The sequence below is a fragment of the Nocardioides currus genome (assembly GCF_003057875.1).
Lineage (GTDB): Bacteria > Actinomycetota > Actinomycetes > Propionibacteriales > Nocardioidaceae > Nocardioides > Nocardioides currus.
Genome location: NZ_PYXZ01000001.1, coordinates 759,735 through 775,343 on the forward strand (window position 1 = coordinate 759,735; position 15,609 = coordinate 775,343).

The 15,609-nt window shown below is 71.8% G+C and carries 14 protein-coding genes; 5 read left to right on the forward strand and 9 right to left on the reverse strand.

What is annotated here, in order from left to right; genetic code table 11:
• The first annotated feature begins 8 nt into the window (after window positions 1–8).
• Window positions 9–725 (forward strand): PLD nuclease N-terminal domain-containing protein, encoded by a 717-nt coding sequence (locus C7S10_RS03660; protein ID WP_108343004.1) that lies wholly within the window; start codon window positions 9–11, stop codon window positions 723–725.
• Here C7S10_RS03660 and C7S10_RS03665 read toward each other — a convergent pair whose 3' ends face one another.
• From C7S10_RS03665 to topA, 3 genes are read right to left on the reverse strand one after another with little or no spacing between them, the layout of a single operon-like run.
• Window positions 726–1,442, reverse strand: a complete 717-nt coding sequence (locus C7S10_RS03665) for a siderophore-interacting protein (protein WP_108343005.1) — start codon at window positions 1,440–1,442, stop codon at window positions 726–728.
• 21 nt (window positions 1,443–1,463) lie between these two features.
• Entirely contained in the window at window positions 1,464–2,669 is a 1,206-nt protein-coding gene (gene lhgO / locus C7S10_RS03670) for an L-2-hydroxyglutarate oxidase (protein ID WP_108343006.1), read from the reverse strand.
• Between the two features lies 1 nt (window position 2,670).
• Window positions 2,671–5,400, reverse strand: a complete 2,730-nt coding sequence (gene topA, locus C7S10_RS03675; protein WP_108343007.1) for a type I DNA topoisomerase — start codon at window positions 5,398–5,400, stop codon at window positions 2,671–2,673.
• 222 nt (window positions 5,401–5,622) lie between these two features.
• On the opposite strand from topA, the gene C7S10_RS03680 reads away from it, so the two are divergent.
• On the forward strand, window positions 5,623–5,970 hold the full coding sequence (locus tag C7S10_RS03680; protein WP_207769212.1) for a DUF1330 domain-containing protein: 348 nt from the start codon (window positions 5,623–5,625) through the stop codon (window positions 5,968–5,970).
• Between the two features lie 23 nt (window positions 5,971–5,993).
• On the opposite strand, the gene C7S10_RS03685 is transcribed toward C7S10_RS03680, so the two are convergent.
• Entirely contained in the window at window positions 5,994–7,445 is a 1,452-nt protein-coding gene (locus C7S10_RS03685) for a DUF7059 domain-containing protein (protein ID WP_108343008.1), read from the reverse strand.
• Between the two features lie 100 nt (window positions 7,446–7,545).
• Between C7S10_RS03685 and C7S10_RS03690 the strand changes: the two genes are divergently transcribed.
• Window positions 7,546–8,277, forward strand: a complete 732-nt coding sequence (locus tag C7S10_RS03690; protein WP_108343009.1) for a hypothetical protein — start codon at window positions 7,546–7,548, stop codon at window positions 8,275–8,277.
• Between the two features lie 60 nt (window positions 8,278–8,337).
• Here C7S10_RS03690 and C7S10_RS03695 read toward each other — a convergent pair whose 3' ends face one another.
• The 3 genes from C7S10_RS03695 to C7S10_RS03705 all read right to left on the reverse strand — a co-directional run bounded on the left by C7S10_RS03695 (window position 8,338) and on the right by C7S10_RS03705 (window position 12,109).
• On the reverse strand, window positions 8,338–9,126 hold the full coding sequence (locus tag C7S10_RS03695; RefSeq protein WP_108343010.1) for a metallophosphoesterase family protein: 789 nt from the start codon (window positions 9,124–9,126) through the stop codon (window positions 8,338–8,340).
• 140 nt (window positions 9,127–9,266) lie between these two features.
• The gene (locus C7S10_RS03700) at window positions 9,267–11,567 is read right to left on the reverse strand and encodes a sodium-translocating pyrophosphatase (protein ID WP_108343011.1); all 2,301 of its coding nucleotides are present in this window, start codon (window positions 11,565–11,567) and stop codon (window positions 9,267–9,269) included.
• Window positions 11,568–11,773: 206 nt separating this feature from the next.
• Window positions 11,774–12,109 carry an STAS domain-containing protein gene (locus C7S10_RS03705; protein WP_108343012.1) on the reverse strand — a complete coding sequence of 112 codons (336 nt, stop codon included), beginning with the start codon at window positions 12,107–12,109 and terminating at the stop codon, window positions 11,774–11,776.
• A 165-nt stretch (window positions 12,110–12,274) separates the two neighbouring features.
• Between C7S10_RS03705 and C7S10_RS03710 the strand changes: the two genes are divergently transcribed.
• Together C7S10_RS03710 and C7S10_RS03715 are read left to right on the forward strand one after the other, a co-directional pair.
• On the forward strand, window positions 12,275–14,611 hold the full coding sequence (locus C7S10_RS03710; RefSeq protein WP_243395177.1) for a DEAD/DEAH box helicase: 2,337 nt from the start codon (window positions 12,275–12,277) through the stop codon (window positions 14,609–14,611).
• 9 nt (window positions 14,612–14,620) lie between these two features.
• Window positions 14,621–14,920: a hypothetical protein gene (locus C7S10_RS03715; RefSeq protein WP_108343014.1), complete on the forward strand. Its 300-nt coding sequence runs from the start codon at window positions 14,621–14,623 to the stop codon at window positions 14,918–14,920.
• Window positions 14,921–14,926: 6 nt separating this feature from the next.
• On the opposite strand, the gene C7S10_RS03720 is transcribed toward C7S10_RS03715, so the two are convergent.
• Together C7S10_RS03720 and C7S10_RS03725 are read right to left on the reverse strand one after the other, a co-directional pair.
• On the reverse strand, window positions 14,927–15,277 hold the full coding sequence (locus C7S10_RS03720) for an Rv3654c family TadE-like protein (RefSeq protein WP_108343015.1): 351 nt from the start codon (window positions 15,275–15,277) through the stop codon (window positions 14,927–14,929).
• Window positions 15,274–15,603, reverse strand: a complete 330-nt coding sequence (locus C7S10_RS03725) for a TadE family type IV pilus minor pilin (protein WP_243395178.1) — start codon at window positions 15,601–15,603, stop codon at window positions 15,274–15,276. Before C7S10_RS03725 ends, C7S10_RS03720 begins: the two co-directional genes overlap by 4 nt.
• Window positions 15,604–15,609 lie beyond the last annotated feature (6 nt).

A 15,609-nucleotide genomic window follows, 5' to 3' on the forward strand; every position in this document is an offset into this window, starting at 1 on the left:
GGGGGACCATGAGCATCACGGACGACCAGCTGGCTGACGCCACGACCGCCGTCGCGCGGTCGCGCCGCATCGTGCGCCTCGCCGCCGCGACCCTCGCCCTCGGGTGGCTCGCCATGGTGGTGTGCCTGCTGGTCCTCGCCGCGCGGGAGTCGTCGTACGACCGACTCGAAGCGGGCATCCGGTCCGGCGACATCACCCAGGTGCACGCCCACGGCACCGACTACACCGGCGACCTCACCGGTTGGGAGACGGCGTCGGTCACGTGGCGCGACGACCTGGTCCTGCGTACGGCGACCATCACCCACGCCTCGGACGAGCAGGCGGCCCGGGACGCCCGCCGCAACGACGCACCACTCCCCGTGGTCGTCGGCTCCCTCGCCGACCACCTCGCCACGCTCGACCCCGACCTCGCCGTCACCGCAGCGGGGCCGAGGTATCCCTCGTCGACCATCCTCGGCTGGCAGGCGTCGGGCTGGTTCGTCCCGGCCTACGCCGTCCTGCTCATCGGCACCCTCGGCCTGATCGCCGGGCCGCGTCCGTGGCGCGCGACCCGCTGGGCGTGGGCGTGGCTGGTGCTGCTCGCGCCGGTCGTCGGCATCCCGGCCTACTTCCTCCTCGGCGGCCCGCTCGGCCTGTTCCGACCCCGCGAGCCCCACCGCGTCACGCTGACCGGCGGGTGGGCGTTCCTGCTCGCGCTCCTCCTGGGCGGCTCGAGCGCGGCCTGATCAGGCGTCGCGGTTCTCCGACTTCCAGACGCGGAAGCCCTCCTCGGTGTTGCCCCGGCGCCAGTAGCCAGAGATGGAGACCTGGTCGCGATCCAGTCCGCGCTCCTTCAGCAGATGGGGCCGCACGCCCTTCATGACCTCCTCGGCCTCCCCGTGCACGAACGCGTGCACCCGACCCTCGGGCCACGACAGGGCGCGTACGGCGGACACGAGCTGCGCGGGCGATCCGTCACGGTGCAGGAATCTCACCTCGACGCCGGCCGGCGCCTCCAGCGACGGCTCGTCGGCCGGTCCGTCGACGAGCACGATCGCGCTGCCGACAGCGTCCGCGGGGAGGTCGGCCAGGGCTGCGGCGATCGCGGGCACGGCGGCCTCGTCGCCGACCAGCAGGTGCCAGTCGGCGCCGGCGTCGGGACGGTAGGCGCCGCCGGGGCCGTTGACGGACAGGGTGTCGCCCGGCTGCGCCCGCGACGCCCATGGACCCGCCACGCCCTCGTCGCCGTGGACCACGAAGTCGATGGCCAACGTCCTGGCCTCGAGGTCGGGGAAGAGCGCGGTGTAGGTGCGCACCGCACCGGCGTCGGGGAACTGGAGCTTGACGTAGCGGTCGGTGAAGACGCTGTCGGTGAAGGCGGAGAGGTCGTCGCTGCTGAACCACACGCGCGTCAGGGTCGGGGTGATCGACTCGGTGCGGGTGACGGTGAGATCGGTGGGCACACGTAGACCGTACGACCCGGGTCAGCCCGCGGCGTCGATGCGGTCCACGACGTGCTCGGCGATGGCCAGGCTGGAGGTCGCGGCCGGCGAGGGGGCGTTGCGGACGGTGGTGATGCCGTCCTCGTGGCCGATGCGGAAGTCCTCGACCAGCGATCCGTCGCGGTCGACGGCCTGTGCGCGGACGCCCGCACCTAGGCGCACCACGTCGTCGGGGCCGATCGCCGGGACGTAGCGGCTGGCGGTGCGCATGTAGGCGGTGACCGAGAGGCTGCCGCGCATCTCGGTGACGCCGGTGCGCCAGTGCTGGCGCGCCATCCGCCAGGTGCCGGGCCACGTCGCCATGCTCCTGACGTCGGACCAGCGGGCGTCGGTGCGCCGATAGCCCTCGCGCGCGAGACCCAGCACGGCGTTGGGGCCGACCTCGAGCCCGCCGCCGACGCGGCGGGTGAAGTGCACGCCCAGGAACGGGTAGCGCGGGTCGGGGACGGGATAGATCATCCCGCGCACCAGGTCGTCCTTGGGCGCGCGGACGCTCATGTACTCCCCACGGAAGGGCACGATCCGCGGCCCGTCGACGCCGTCGGCCATCCGGGAGACCCGGTCGGCATGCAGGCCGGCGCAGACGACGAGCTGCTGGAACCGCATCGGGCCGCGGCTGGTCGTCACGTCGATGCCGCCCACGCCGCGGCGGATGTCGGTCACCTCGGTCGAGGTCAGCACCTCGCCTCCGGCGGCCTCGATGTCCAGGCCGTACGCCGCCGCGACGGCGACGTAGTCGGTGATCGCGGTCGCCGGGGAGTGCAGCGCGACCAGCCCGGCGGCGGCCGGCTCGACGTCGGTCAGGTCGGAACCCTCGACCCGCCGCAGCCCGGGCACCCCGTTGGCCGCGGCCGTCGTCGCGAGCGCCTCGAAGCGACCGAGCTCGGAGGCGTCCACCGCGACGACGAGCTTGCCGCACTCGTCGTACGGCAACGCCTTCTCGGCGCAGAACTCTTTCAGGAGCAGGCGGCCGCGGGTGCACAGCTCGGCCTTGAGGCTGCCGGGCTTGTAGTAGATCCCGGCGTGCACGACCCCGGAGTTGTGGCCGGTCTGGTGGGCGCCGAGCCGGTCCTCCTTCTCGAGCACCACGACCTTGGTGCCGGGTCGCCGGCGGACGATCTCGCGCGCCACCGCCAGCCCGACGATGCCCCCGCCGACCACACCGACGGTGTCAGCGGAGGCACCCACCTCAGGCCTTCTTCGCAGCCGTCTTCGTGGCGGCCTTCTTCGCGGCCGGCGCCTTCTTGGTGGTGGCCTTCTTGGCGGTGGCCTTCTTGGCGGTCGTCTTCTTGGTCGGCGCCTTCTTCGTCGCCTTCTTGGCGCCCTTCTTGGCCGTCTTCTTCGCCGGGCCCTTGTCGCGCCGCTCCTGGAGCAGCTCGGCCGCACGCTCGATGGTGATCGACTCGACCGTGTCGTCCTTGCGCAGGGTGGCGTTGTACTCGCCGTCGGTGACGTACTCGCCGAAGCGTCCCGCCTTGACGACGACCGGCTGCCCGGAGACCGGGTCGGGACCGAGCTCCTTGAGCGGGGCCGTGGCGGCGCCGCGACCGCGCTGCTTGGGCTGGGCGTAGATCGCCAGCGCCTGGTCGAGGGTGATGTCGAAGATCTGGTCCTCGTGCGTGAGCGAGCGGGAGTCGGTGCCGCGCTTGAGGTAGGGGCCGTAGCGGCCGTTCTGGGCGGTGATCTCCTCGCCGTCCTCGCCGGCGCCGACGACGCGGGGCAGGGAGAGCAGCTTGACGGCCTCCTCGAGCGAGACCGTGTCGAGCGACATCGACTTGAACAGCGAGCCGGTGCGCGGCTTGGCCGACTTGGGAGCGTCCTCCGGCAGCACCTCGGTGACGTAGGGACCGAAGCGGCCGTTCTTGGCGACGACCTCGAGCCCGGTGTCGGGGTGGATGCCGAGCACCGCCTCCTCGCCGGCGGGGTTGGCGAGCAGCTCCTTGGCCTTCGCCACGGTCAGCTCGTCGGGCGGCAGGTCGTCGGGGACGTTGGCGCGCACGGGAGCGGCGTCGCCGTCACCGTCGGTCGGGCCCTCGACGTACGGGCCGTAGCGGCCGACGCGCAGGTCGATGCCCTCGCCGATCGGGAACGTCGCGAGCTCCTTGGCGTCGATGTCGCCGAGCTCGTTGACCAGCGTGTGCAGGCCCTCGATCTCGCCGCCGCCGAAGTAGAACTCCGCCAGCTCGCTCTTGCGGTCGCGGCGACCGCCGGCGATGTCGTCGAGCACGTCCTCCATGCGGGCGGTGAACTCGTAGGAGATCTGCCGCGGGAAGTGCTCCTCGAGCAGCCGCACGACCGAGAAGGCCAGCCACGCCGGGACCAGCGCCGAGCCCTTCTTGTAGACGTAGCCGCGGTTGACGATGGTGCCCATGATCGAGGCGTACGTCGAGGGGCGGCCGATCTCGCGCTCCTCGAGCTCCTTGATCAGCGTGGGCTCGGTGTAGCGCGCCGGCGGCTTGGTCTCGTGCCCGGCGGCCTGGATCGAGGCGGCCGACACCGGCTCGCCCTCGGTCAGGTCGGGCAGGCGGGTCTCCTGGTCGTCGCGCGCACCGGAGTCGTCGGTGCCCTCGACGTAGGCCTTGAGGAAGCCGTGGAAGGTGATGACGCGACCACTCGCGGAGAAGACGGCGTCCTCGCCGGTCGAGGCGGCGCCGCCGATGCGGATCGAGACCGACTGCCCGGTCGCGTCCTTCATCTGGGAGGCGACGGTGCGCATCCAGATCAGCTCGTAGAGCCGGAACTGGTCACCGGTCAGGCCGGTCTGCGCCGGGGTGCGGAACGAGTCCCCGGCCGGGCGGATCGCCTCGTGCGCCTCCTGCGCGTTCTTCACCTTGGAGGTGTAGGTGCGGGGGGCGTCGGGGAGGTACTCCGCGCCGTAGAGCTCGCGCACCTGGTCGCGGGCGGCACCGATCGCCGTACCGGACAAGGTGGTGGAGTCGGTGCGCATGTAGGTGATGTAGCCGCCCTCGTAGAGGCGCTGGGCCACCGACATCGTCACGCTGGAGCTCATGCCGAGCTTGCGGCCGGCCTCCTGCTGCAGCGTCGTGGTGCGGAAGGGGGCGTACGGCGAGCGGCGGTAGGGCTTCGACTCGACCGACCGGACGTCGTACGTCGTGTCCTGCAGCGCCCCGGCGAGGGCCTCGGCCCGCGCGCGGTCGAGGTGGACGATGCCGTCCTTCTTGATCACGCCGTCCTGGCCGAAGTCGCTGCCGCGGGCCACCCGGGCGCCGTCGATGGAGTGCAGCTTGGCGGGGAACATCCGCTGCTCGTGCGAGCTGCCGGCGTCGAAGGTGCCCTCGAGGTCCCAGTAGGACGCGACCTTGAACTTCATCCGCTCGCGCTCGCGGTCGACCACGAGCCGGGTCGCGACGGACTGCACACGACCGGCGGAGAGGCCGGACATGACCTTGCGCCACAGGACGGGCGAGACCTCGTAGCCGTAGAGGCGGTCGAGGATGCGCCGCGTCTCCTGGGCCTCGACGAGGTCCATGTCGAGCTCGCGGGGGGCGTCGGCGGCGGCGAGGATCGCGGACTTGGTGATCTCGTGGAAGACCATCCGCTTGACCGGGATGTTCTTGGGGGCGAGCTCGTCGAGGAGGTGCCAGGCGATGGCCTCCCCCTCGCGGTCCTCGTCGGTGGCGAGGTAGAGCTCGTCGGCGTCCTTGAGCAGCTTCTTCAGCTTGGCGATGTGGCTCTTCTTGTCGCGCGGCACGACGTAGTGGGGCTCGAAGCCGTTGTCGACGTCGACGGCGAGCCGGCCCCAGGGCTTGTCCTTGATCTTGGCCGGGGTGTCGGCGGCGTTGTTGGGCAGGTCGCGGATGTGACCGATGGACGACTCGACGACATACCCGCTGCCGAGGTAGCCGCCGATCATCTGCGCCTTCTTGGGCGACTCGACGATGACGAGCTTGTGTGCCACGTGTTGGTTCTCCTGCTTCCTGATCGCGGTGATGCGCGGCAACCGTAGCGCTCCCCCGTGACATTTGGCCGGGAGGAGGCCGCCGGCGGTCCTGCAACCCGCGGTTCGCGGGCGCTCGGGGCGGTCTCACCCGAGTGCGGCCATGACCCCGTTGGTCATGGCCGCGCCGGCTGGACGAGGCGAGTGTTGGTCTCGCCCAGCCGCATCCCGAAGGAGCAGACCATGACGATCCGTGCCTACGCCATCGCCCACCTCCGCGACGTCGACCTCGGCGAGGCGATCATCGACTACCTGTCCCGCATCGACGCCACCCTCGCCCCGTTCGGCGGGCGGTTCCTGGTCCACGGCGGAGACGTCGCCGGCGTGGAGGGTGACTGGGGCGGAGACGTCATCATCATCGAGTTCCCCGACCGGGAGTCGGCCCGGGGGTGGTACGACTCACCGGCCTACCAGGCGATCCTGCCGTTGCGCACGGAGCACTCGGACGGCGTTGCGGCGATCGTCTCCGGAGTGCCCACCGGCTACCGGGCCGTCGACGGCCTCGCCGCCCTGCTCGCCACCTCGACCTGACCGGCGCCCTGACGACGGCCGGCTCAGGTCGTGAGGAAGCCCTCGTCGACCAGCTCGCGCACGACCGGGAGGTACGTCGCGCGCAGCTGGTCGGCAGGGGTGTCCGTGAGCCGGGCGAGGGCGTCGAGGATCTGCCCGACGGACAGGTCACCGTCGCTCGCGCCGACCAGGGCTGCCTCGACGGTGTCGACCTGGCGGGCCCGCCGGAAGCCGCGCTGCTGTCGGAGCACGATCGTGGACGGGTCCTCGGCACCGGGCGCCCCCTGCGTCTCCTGCATGACGTCGGGTCGGGCGGTGAGGTGCGAGTCCACGTCGACGGGGGTGCGGGTCGCGGAGAAGTGGTCGGCGATCGCGGGGCCGATGGGCTGCTCGACGTCGTAGCGCCACTCCTCGAGCCGGTGCCGACCCGAGCCGCCGGCCCGGAGGTTGATCCAGCCGAACCCGACACCCTCGATGCCCTGCTCGTCGAACCACGACGCCCACGTGTCGTAGCGCTGCGGGTAGGCCACGGTGCCGTGCACGCCCTCGTCCTTGAGCCACATCTCGACGTACTCGCTGGGGTCGATCACCTCCCGCTGGACCACCAGCGCATCGCAGTCGTCGGTGAGCCAGGAGCCGAGCCGGTCGTCCCAGTCGGTCCCCCGCAGGATCGACCAGTTGGCCAGGACCTGGCACAGCCCACCGTCGACGAGGTGCGCCGGTGCCGCCCGGACGATGTCCTCCACGACGCGGTCGCCGGGCAGCCCCGAGTCGCGGTAGACCAGCCGCTCGCCGGTCGCGGGGCTGATGACGAACGGGGGGTTGGTCGCGATCAGGTCGAAGCGCTCCCCCGCCACGGGCTCGAAGAACGAGCCGTCGCGCACGTCCACCTCGACGCCGTTGAGGGCGGCGTTGAAGCGGGTCATCCACAGGGCGCGCCGGTTGACGTCGGTGGCCACGACGTCCGCGGCGTGCGTCGCGAGGTGCAGGGCCTGGACGCCGCAGCCGGTCCCGAGGTCGAGGGCCCTGCCGACCTCCTCGCGCACGGTCAGCTGGGCCAGGCTGGTCGATGCGCTGGAGATCCCCAGCACGTGGTCGGCGCCGACCTTGGTGGGTGCCCCGTCGAGGCCGGGGGTCAGGTCGGAGACGACCCACAGGTCCACGTCGTCACCGGAGTAGGGCCGGCAGTCCATGCGGGCCGCGACCTCGCCGACGCTCTGCTCGAGCAGCCCGGCGTTGCAGAGACGGTCGACCAGGCCGGGCAGGGCCCGCTCCGCGTCGGTCTGCGTGGCGGGGGTCTGGAGCAGGAACAGCCCGGTCAGCGTGCTGAGGGCGGAGCCGTCCGCCGTGCGGCGTACGCCCGGGATGGTCTCGTTGCGGCCCAGCGCGCGATGGGCGGTCTCGCCCAGCAGCCCGGCGACGGCGTCGTAGGTGAAGTCGGCGGCGACCAGGGCCGCGCGCAGGTCGACGGCGAGAGTCGTGCTGGGGTCGGTCATGGCGCCAGTCTTCCAGCGGGTGGCCTACCCTCGTCGCGCAGGCGTCCCGATCCCACGGGGGTTCGGTCCGGACGTTGACCTGCTTCCACGAAGGATCTCGATGAAGCTCATCTCCCGCCTCGTCGCCCTCGCCGTGACGGCCACCGCCGTCGTCGCGAGCGCCTCGCCCGCCCTCGCCGTCGGCGAGTCCACGGTCTCGACCACCACGGCCTACGTCGGCGACAACTGCATCGACCAGCCGGTCAACTACTCCGTCGCCCTGCCCGCCGACGTGAAGAACTGGGCCCTCAAGATCAAGGCGATCTACCCCGACGGCGTGACCGAGGGCGTCGGCCAGATCGTCGGCACCTTCGAGGGATCGCCGCTCACCGGCACGACCACCGTCCAGATCTGCGGCCGGGTCGAGCCCAAGGGCACCTGGACCCTCGTCCCGACCATCACCAGCTGGACCGACGCGGCGGGCAAGAGCTACTACGACATCCCCGGCACCCCGTCCACCTTCCAGGTCGTCGGCCAGGCCAAGTCCTCGGCCTCGCTCAAGGCGAAGACCAAGGGGAAGAAGGTCACGGCCACGAGCAAGCTGGTCGTCACGACCGACGGCACCTCCGCCCCGATCGCCGGCCAGCCGGTCGCCTTCCAGAAGAAGGCCGGCAAGAAGTGGAAGACCATCAAGTCGGTCACCACGTCGAGCAGCGGCACGGCGAAGGTGAAGTTCAAGGTGAAGCGGAAGACCACCATCCGTGCCTACTTCGCGGGCGCCGGCGAGATCCTCGTCGGCGGCTCCGGCCCGGCCATCCCGGCGGCGACGTCGAAGACGGTCAAGGTCGGCTGACCCAGCAGGACTCGGACGAGGGGCGGTGCCGGTCGGCACCGCCCCTCGTCGCGTCCGGCCTCAGTCCCGCTCGTGGTAGCCGGTGACCGGCTCGCCCGCACGGACCTCCTCGAGCTGGCCGCGGTAGAGACCGTGCCGGAGCTCGAGCTCGTAGCCGTCGTACTGCGGCATCCCCATCGCCCGGGCCACGGCGAGCTCGGCCTCCACGTCGTAGGGCACGCGGACGTAGGCGACCGACCAGGGCGCCGGGTCGGGTGAGTCGAGCTCGCCCTCGAGGATGCAGTAGAGCGGGGTCGGGTCGCCCATGCAGTTGCCGACGCTGCCGGTGTTGAACGACGTGCGGCCCTCGAGCTGGCACTCGTAGAACGGGTCGTGGGTGTCGCCGTAGCCGACGAGGTCGGGGACGGGGCCGTCACCGGTCGCGGCCGTGTTGGTGAACAGCGCCTCGAACTCCGCCTGCGTGCGGACGTAGCGCACCCGCCGGTGGACCGTCTCCTCGCTGGCGTGGAAGAGCCGGACCCGGCGCCCGCTGAGCCAGAAGTCGTGGTTGAAGGGCAGCCCTCGCAACCACGCACCCTGCCCCGGACCGAGCTGGTCGAGCCACCACGCGAGCGCCTCGGAGTGGAACTCGCGGTCGGGGTCGGGCAGGAAATCGTCCCAGTTGCCGAGCAGGTTGACCTCGCAGCGCTCGCGGCACAGGTCGACCACCTCGCGTCCGCGCGGACCCTTGCCGACGTAGTCGCCGAGGTTGAAGATCCGGGTGATCCCGCGCCGGTCGATGTCGGCGAGCACCGCCTCGAGGGCCGTCAGGTTGCCGTGCACGTCCGAGACGAGGGCGATCCGCTCCATGCCGTCACCCTGTCACGGGGGCGCGTCGCCGTACGCCGCGGTGCGGGCGGGAACGACGACGGCCCGCCGGATCACCGGCGGGCCGTCGTTCGTGACTGGTGCTGCGTGGGTCAGGTGGTGCTGTTTCGAGCAGTGCTGCGTCAGGCGGTGGTCGTCGCGGTCGTGGCGGGCTCGTCGCCCATCGTGACCTCACGCTGCTTGGAGACGTAGATCGCGGCGACGATGACCGCGACCGCGACCAGCGCGATGATGATGCGCAGGACGTCGTTCTGGTCCTCCCCGACGCTCAGCGACACGACGGCGCTCGCGATGAGGAGCGAGACCAGGTTCATCACCTTGATCAGCGGGTTGATGGCCGGGCCGGCGGTGTCCTTGAACGGGTCGCCGACCGTGTCGCCGATGACCGTGGCCTCGTGGGCCAGCGAGCCCTTGCCGCCGTGGTTGCCGTCCTCGACCAGCTTCTTGGCGTTGTCCCACGCGCCACCGGCGTTGGCCAGGAAGACGGCCATCAGGGTGCCGGTGCCGATGGCGCCGGCCAGGAAGCCCGCCAGGGTGGTCACGCCGAGGCCGAAGCCGACGGCGACCGGGGCCAGGACGGCCAGGATGCCCGGCGTCACGAGCTCGCGCAGCGAGTCCTTGGTGACGATGTCGACGACCTTGCCGTACTCCGGGCGACCCGTGCCCTCCATGATCCCGGGGATGTCGCGGAACTGGCGACGGACCTCGTAGACCACGGCACCGGCAGCGCGCGCGACGGCGTTGATCGCGAGCCCGGAGAACAGGAACACGACGCAGGCGCCGAGCAGCACGCCCACCAGCACGGCCGGGTCGAAGACGTCGAACTGGAGGAACTCGTCCTCGGTCGGGTTGGCGTCCACGAGGGCCTCGAAGACCGAGGTCGCGTAGGACCCGAACAGCGCCGTCGCGGCCAGCACCGCCGTGGCGATGGCGATGCCCTTCGTGATGGCCTTGGTGGTGTTGCCGACCGCGTCGAGCTCGGTGAGGATCTGCGCGCCCTGCTCGCTGACGTCGCCCGACATCTCCGCGATGCCCTGGGCGTTGTCGGAGACGGGTCCGAAGGTGTCCATCGCCACGATGACGCCGACCGTGGTCAGCAGGCCGCAGCCGGCCAGCGCGACGGCGAACAGCGAGACCGTGAGGGCGGCACCACCGAGCAGGTAGGCGCCGAACACGGCGGCACCGATGACCAGCGTCGTGTAGACGGCCGACTCGAAGCCCACCGAGAGCCCGGCGAGGACCACGGTCGCCGCGCCGGTGAGCGAGGACTTGCCGACGTCCTTGACGGGCCGGTACTCCGTGCCGGTGTAGTAACCCGTGAGCGCGAGGATGCCCGCGGACATGACGATGCCGATGACCACCGCGGACGCCGCGATGAACCGGGGGTCGCCATCGGCGTTGACCAGCGCGTCGGTGATGTTGGTGAACTCGGAGAAGCTGCTCGGCAGGTAGACGTAGGCCAGCACCACGCTCGCCACGGCCGCGATGGCCGAGGAGAGGTAGAAGGACCGGTTGATCGTCCGCAGGCCGTTCTCGCCGACCTTGGGCTTGGTCAGGTAGACGCCGGCGACGGCGGTGAGCGCACCGATGGCCGGGATCAGCAGCGGGAAGACCAGGCCCTTGTCGCCGAAGGCCTGCGAGCCGAGGATCAGCGCGGCGACGAGCGTCACCGCGTAGGACTCGAAGAGGTCGGCCGCCATGCCGGCGCAGTCACCGACGTTGTCGCCCACGTTGTCCGCGATGGTGGCAGCGTTGCGGGGGTCGTCCTCCGGGATGTTCTGCTCGACCTTGCCCACCAGGTCGGCGCCGACGTCGGCCGCCTTGGTGAAGATGCCGCCGCCGACGCGCATGAACATGGCGAGCAGGGCGGCACCGAAGCCGAAGCCCTCGAGGACGTCGGGAGCGGAGTCCTGGAAGAAGAGCACGACGAGGCTGGCGCCGAGCAGGCCGAGCCCGACGGTCAGCATGCCGACCATCGCGCCGGTGCGCAGGCCGATCGTCATCGCCGGCTCGCGGCCGACGCTCTCGGCGGCGGCCGCGACGCGGAGGTTGGCGCGCACGGCCAGGTTCATGCCGAGGTAGCCGACGGCGGAGGAGAAGCCGGCACCGACGATGAAGAACACCGAGCGGAAGATCCGCACCGTGGCGTCGTCGGCCGGCAGCACCAGCAACGCGAAGAACGCGATCACCGCAAAGATGCCGAGCGTGCGGAACTGCCGTGTCAGGTAGGCGTTGGCGCCCTCCTGGACGGCTAGGGCGATGGTCTTCATGTTGTCGGTGCCTTCGCCGGCGGCCAACACCTGCTTGCGGAACACCACCGCCATCGCGAGCGCGCCGAGCGCGATCGCGAGGACGATGATGACCAGAAGAGTGTTGGTGCCCGTGAGCTCTGGCTCCACGACAGCGGGAACGATCCCGGTCATGTGCGTCCTCCTGGGAGTGGTGCGTCAAGTACGAACGCGCGGGAGTCTACGCACCTGTGACCCGGCTCACGCGGAGGGCTGTGGCAGGGATCACATCGCGTCCCGCCCGTCGGGGTGGGCCCGCCGCTGCCGGGGTCCGGGCGCGGTCGTACGCCGCGACGCCGGGCGGCGCCGAGGGCGGGTGATCGAGGCGGGCCGGCCCGAGGTCAGCTGGCGACCGACGGGTCGAGGGAGTCGTGGATCACGAACACCTTCGCCAGGCCGGTGATGCGGAAGATCTTGAGGAGGCGCTCCTGCGAGCAGACCAGCTCGAGCGAGCCGTCGTGGGCGCGGACCTTCTTCAGGCCGCCGACCAGGACACCCAGACCGGTCGAGTCGAGGAACTCCACGGCCTCGAGGTCGATCACGATGTTGTAGGACCCCGCACCGACGAGCTCGGTGATCTGGTCGCGCAGCTTGGGCGCGGTGTAGACGTCGATCTCGCCGCCCACCGCGACGATGGCACGGCCATCCTCCTCGCGGGTCGCAAGGGTCAGATCCACGACTGCTCCAGGTTGGGAAGATCTCCATCCGAAGCAGGACGCCCCGAATGCTGCCGGGTGTCATCAAACCATGAGACCCCACCTCCACGCAGGAAGACCCGTGACCGAGGTGGACGAGGACCGCCGCCGGAGGCGATGTCGGTCCCGTTTGCGACACTGCGCAGCGTGGACACCGGCGATCGACCTGCGCACCGGCAGGTCGACCAGGTGGTCGCCCGGCTGACCGCCGTGCCGGGTCGCGAGGGCCGCCTCCGACACCTCGAGGTGGTGCCGCCGAGGCCCGCCGTGACGGCGCCCTGGCCCGACTGGGTGGCGTCCGACGTCCGCGCCGCCTTCGAGCGCGCTGGCGTCGCGACGCCGTGGCAGCACCAGGCGGTGGCGGCCGAGGCGGCCCACCACGGACAGCACGTCGTGCTCGCCACCGGCACCGCCTCCGGCAAGTCGCTGGCCTACCAGCTGCCCGCCCTGAGCGCGATCCGCGTGGGGCGGGGGTCGCGCAACGAGCGGGGCGCGGGCGTGCTCTACCTCGCGCCGACCAAGGCCCTCGCCAACGACCAGCTCAGCAACATCGCCGCCCTCGGCCTCGACGTGCGCGCGGCCACCCACGACGGCGACAGCACGCGCGAGCAGCGGGACTGGACCCGCGACTTCGGGGAGTACGTCCTGACCAACCCCGACATGCTGCACCGCTCCCTGCTCCCCCGGCACGCCCAGTGGTCGTCCTTCTTCGGCTCGCTGCGCTACGTCGTCGTCGACGAGTGCCACCACTACCGCGGGGTCTTCGGGGCCCACGTCGCCCACGTCCTGCGCCGGCTCCGCCGGATCTGCGCGATGTACGGCGCCACGCCGACCTTCGTCCTCGCCTCGGCCACGGTCGCCGAGCCCGAGGTCGCGGCCGGCCGGTTGACCGGGCTCGACGTGCTGGCCGTGACGGCCGACCACTCCCCGCGAGGTCAGGTCTCGCTGCTGCTGTGGGAGCCGCCGTTCACCTCCTATGCGGGGGAGAACGGCGCCCCCGTGCGTCGTGCCGCCTCGTCGGAGGCGGCCGACCTGCTCGCCGACCTCGTGGCCGAGGACATCCGCACGCTCGCCTTCGTCCGTTCCCGTCGCGGCGCCGAGCAGGTGGCCGCGACGGCGGCCGAGCTCCTCGCCGAGGTCGACCCGTCGCTGCCGGGGCGTGTCGCGGCGTACCGCGGGGGCTACCTGCCCGAGGAACGTCGCGAGCTCGAGGCGGCGCTGCGTCGCGGCGAGCTGACAGGTCTGGCGGCAACCAACGCGCTCGAGCTCGGCATCGACATCAGCGGCCTGGACGCGGTGCTGGTCGCCGGGTTCCCCGGCACCCGGGCCGCGCTGTGGCAGCAGGTCGGCAGGGCCGGGCGCGGCGCCCAGGACGCGCTGGGCGTGCTGGTGGCCGGCGCCGACCCGCTGGACACCTACCTCGTCAACCACCCCGACTCGTTGCTGGGACGGCCGGTCGAGGCCACGGTCTTCGACCCCACCAACCCCTACGTCCTCGGTCCGCACCTCTGCGCGGCGGCACAGGAGCGTCCCCTCACCGAGGACGACCTGCCGCTGTTCGGCGACGGCGCGCGCCAGGTGGTCGACCAGCTCACCGAGGCGGGCCTGCTCCGCAAGCGCCCGCGCGGGTGGTTCTGGACCGACCGGCGGCGGGCGAGCGACCTCGCGGACATCCGGTCGAGCGGCGGCGCGCAGGTGCAGCTGATCGAGGCCGACACGGGCCGGGTCATCGGCACCGTCGACGCATCGAGCTCGCACGGGACCGCCCACGCCGGCGCCGTCTACGTCCACCGCGGTGACTCCTGGCTGGTCGAGTCGCTCGACCTCGACGAGCACGTGGCTGTCATGCACCGTGCCGACCTCCCCTACTCGACGTCCGCGCGCGAGATCACCGACATCTCGATCGTGGCGGAGCGCGAGCACCGGGTCTGGCAGGACTGTCGACTCGCCCTCGGGGAGGTGGATGTCTCCCACCAGGTCGTCTCGTTCCTGAAGCGCCGCCAGCCGAGCGGCGAGGTGATCGGGGAGGAGCTGCTCGACCTGCCCGAGCGCTCGCTGCGCACGACGGCCGTGTGGTGGACGGTCCCGGCCCACGTGCTGGCGGAGAGCGGGCTGGCGGCCGCCGACCTGCCGGGATCGGCGCACGCGGCCGAGCACTGCTCCATCGGGCTCCTTCCTCTCTTCGCGACCTGCGACCGGTGGGACATCGGCGGCGTCTCCACGGCCCTGCACGCCGACACCGGGGAGCTGACGGTGTTCGTGTACGACGGCCACCCGGGAGGCGCCGGCTTCGCCGAGCGCGGGTTCCGGGCGGCGTACGCCTGGCTCACCGCGACCCGGGAGGCGATCGCGACCTGCGAGTGCCTGTCGGGCTGCCCGTCGTGCATCCAGTCGCCGAAGTGCGGCAACCAGAACAACCCGCTCGACAAGCCCGGCGCGATCGCGCTGCTCGACCTGCTCCTCGCAGGCGCACGCGCCGAGTAGCCTGCGACCATGGTCATCCTCGGACTCCTCCTCATCATCCTCGGCGCGATCGCCGTCCTGTCGGCGGTGTTCGTCAGCGAGCCGGGCACCGGGGGCGAGCTCCTCGGCTTCGACGTCACGACGATCCAGAGCTTCCTGATCGGGGTCGCGGCCGGCGCCGCGATCCTGTGGGGGTTCTCGATCCTCAAGTGGGGCACCAAGCGCGGGATCGCCCAGCGCAAGGAGCGCAAGGAGCTCAACAAGCTCAGCGAGCGGCTCGACCGGGCGGAGTCGGAGCGTCGCGCCGAAACCCCGGACGAGAACCTCTGAGCCGACTCACCCGGCCGCGGGTCCTGCGCGCGCCTGGGCCGTGACGTCGTAGCGACGTCCGAGCAGCGTCGGGCCCGGAGCGGTCACGCCGACGGTCACGATCGCCCCGGCGGGCTCGCAGCTCGTGAGCATCGACCCGTTGGCCGTCGCGATGCCGTCCGCCGCCGCGCAGGCATCGGCGCCGGTGACGGCCGCTGTCGCCCCGGCCAGGGCGGCGAGGTCGGCGGCCGCCTGAGCACTGCGCTGGGTGGCCACGATCGCGGCCACGCCGGCCAGCCCCAGACCGACGAACATCAGCACGCCGGTGACAGCGAGCACGACCAGCGTCGCGGCGCCCCTCTCGTCGGCGCGAGTCACGACTCCTCCAGGAGCGCCACGGCACGTGAACGGACCGTGACGCCGGGCAGGAAGTCGAAGAGCCCGCCCGGACCCTCGATCCGAGCAGACGCCGTGACCGCGACCTGTCGGCCCTCGAGGACCACCTCGATGCCCGCGCCCTCGGGCGCGATCTGCGCGCCGACCGCTGTCGCCTCGGACTCCGAGTCGCCACGGGCGACAGCCCGGGCCGACTCACGTGCCGCGTCGACCACCCTGATCTGCGCGGAGGCGGCGGCCAGCAACCAGGCCAGACCGACGGTCACGGCCAGCACCAGCGGCAGCCCGAGCGCGAGCTCGGCGGTCACGGCTCC

Bases quoted from the DNA above. Each gene is read 5' to 3' on its own strand.
- C7S10_RS03695 (WP_108343010.1), bottom strand. From the start codon at position 9,126: ATGGAGCGGATCGCCCTCGTCTCGGACGTGCACGGCAACCTGACGGCC.
- C7S10_RS03690 (WP_108343009.1), top strand. From the start codon at position 7,546: ATGAAGCTCATCTCCCGCCTCGTCGCCCTCGCCGTGACGGCCACCGCC.
- C7S10_RS03680 (WP_207769212.1), top strand. From the start codon at position 5,623: ATGACGATCCGTGCCTACGCCATCGCCCACCTCCGCGACGTCGACCTC.
- C7S10_RS03715 (WP_108343014.1), top strand. From the start codon at position 14,621: ATGGTCATCCTCGGACTCCTCCTCATCATCCTCGGCGCGATCGCCGTC.
- C7S10_RS03660 (WP_108343004.1), top strand. From the start codon at position 9: ATGAGCATCACGGACGACCAGCTGGCTGACGCCACGACCGCCGTCGCG.
- C7S10_RS03685 (WP_108343008.1), bottom strand. From the start codon at position 7,445: ATGACCGACCCCAGCACGACTCTCGCCGTCGACCTGCGCGCGGCCCTG.
- C7S10_RS03700 (WP_108343011.1), bottom strand. From the start codon at position 11,567: ATGACCGGGATCGTTCCCGCTGTCGTGGAGCCAGAGCTCACGGGCACC.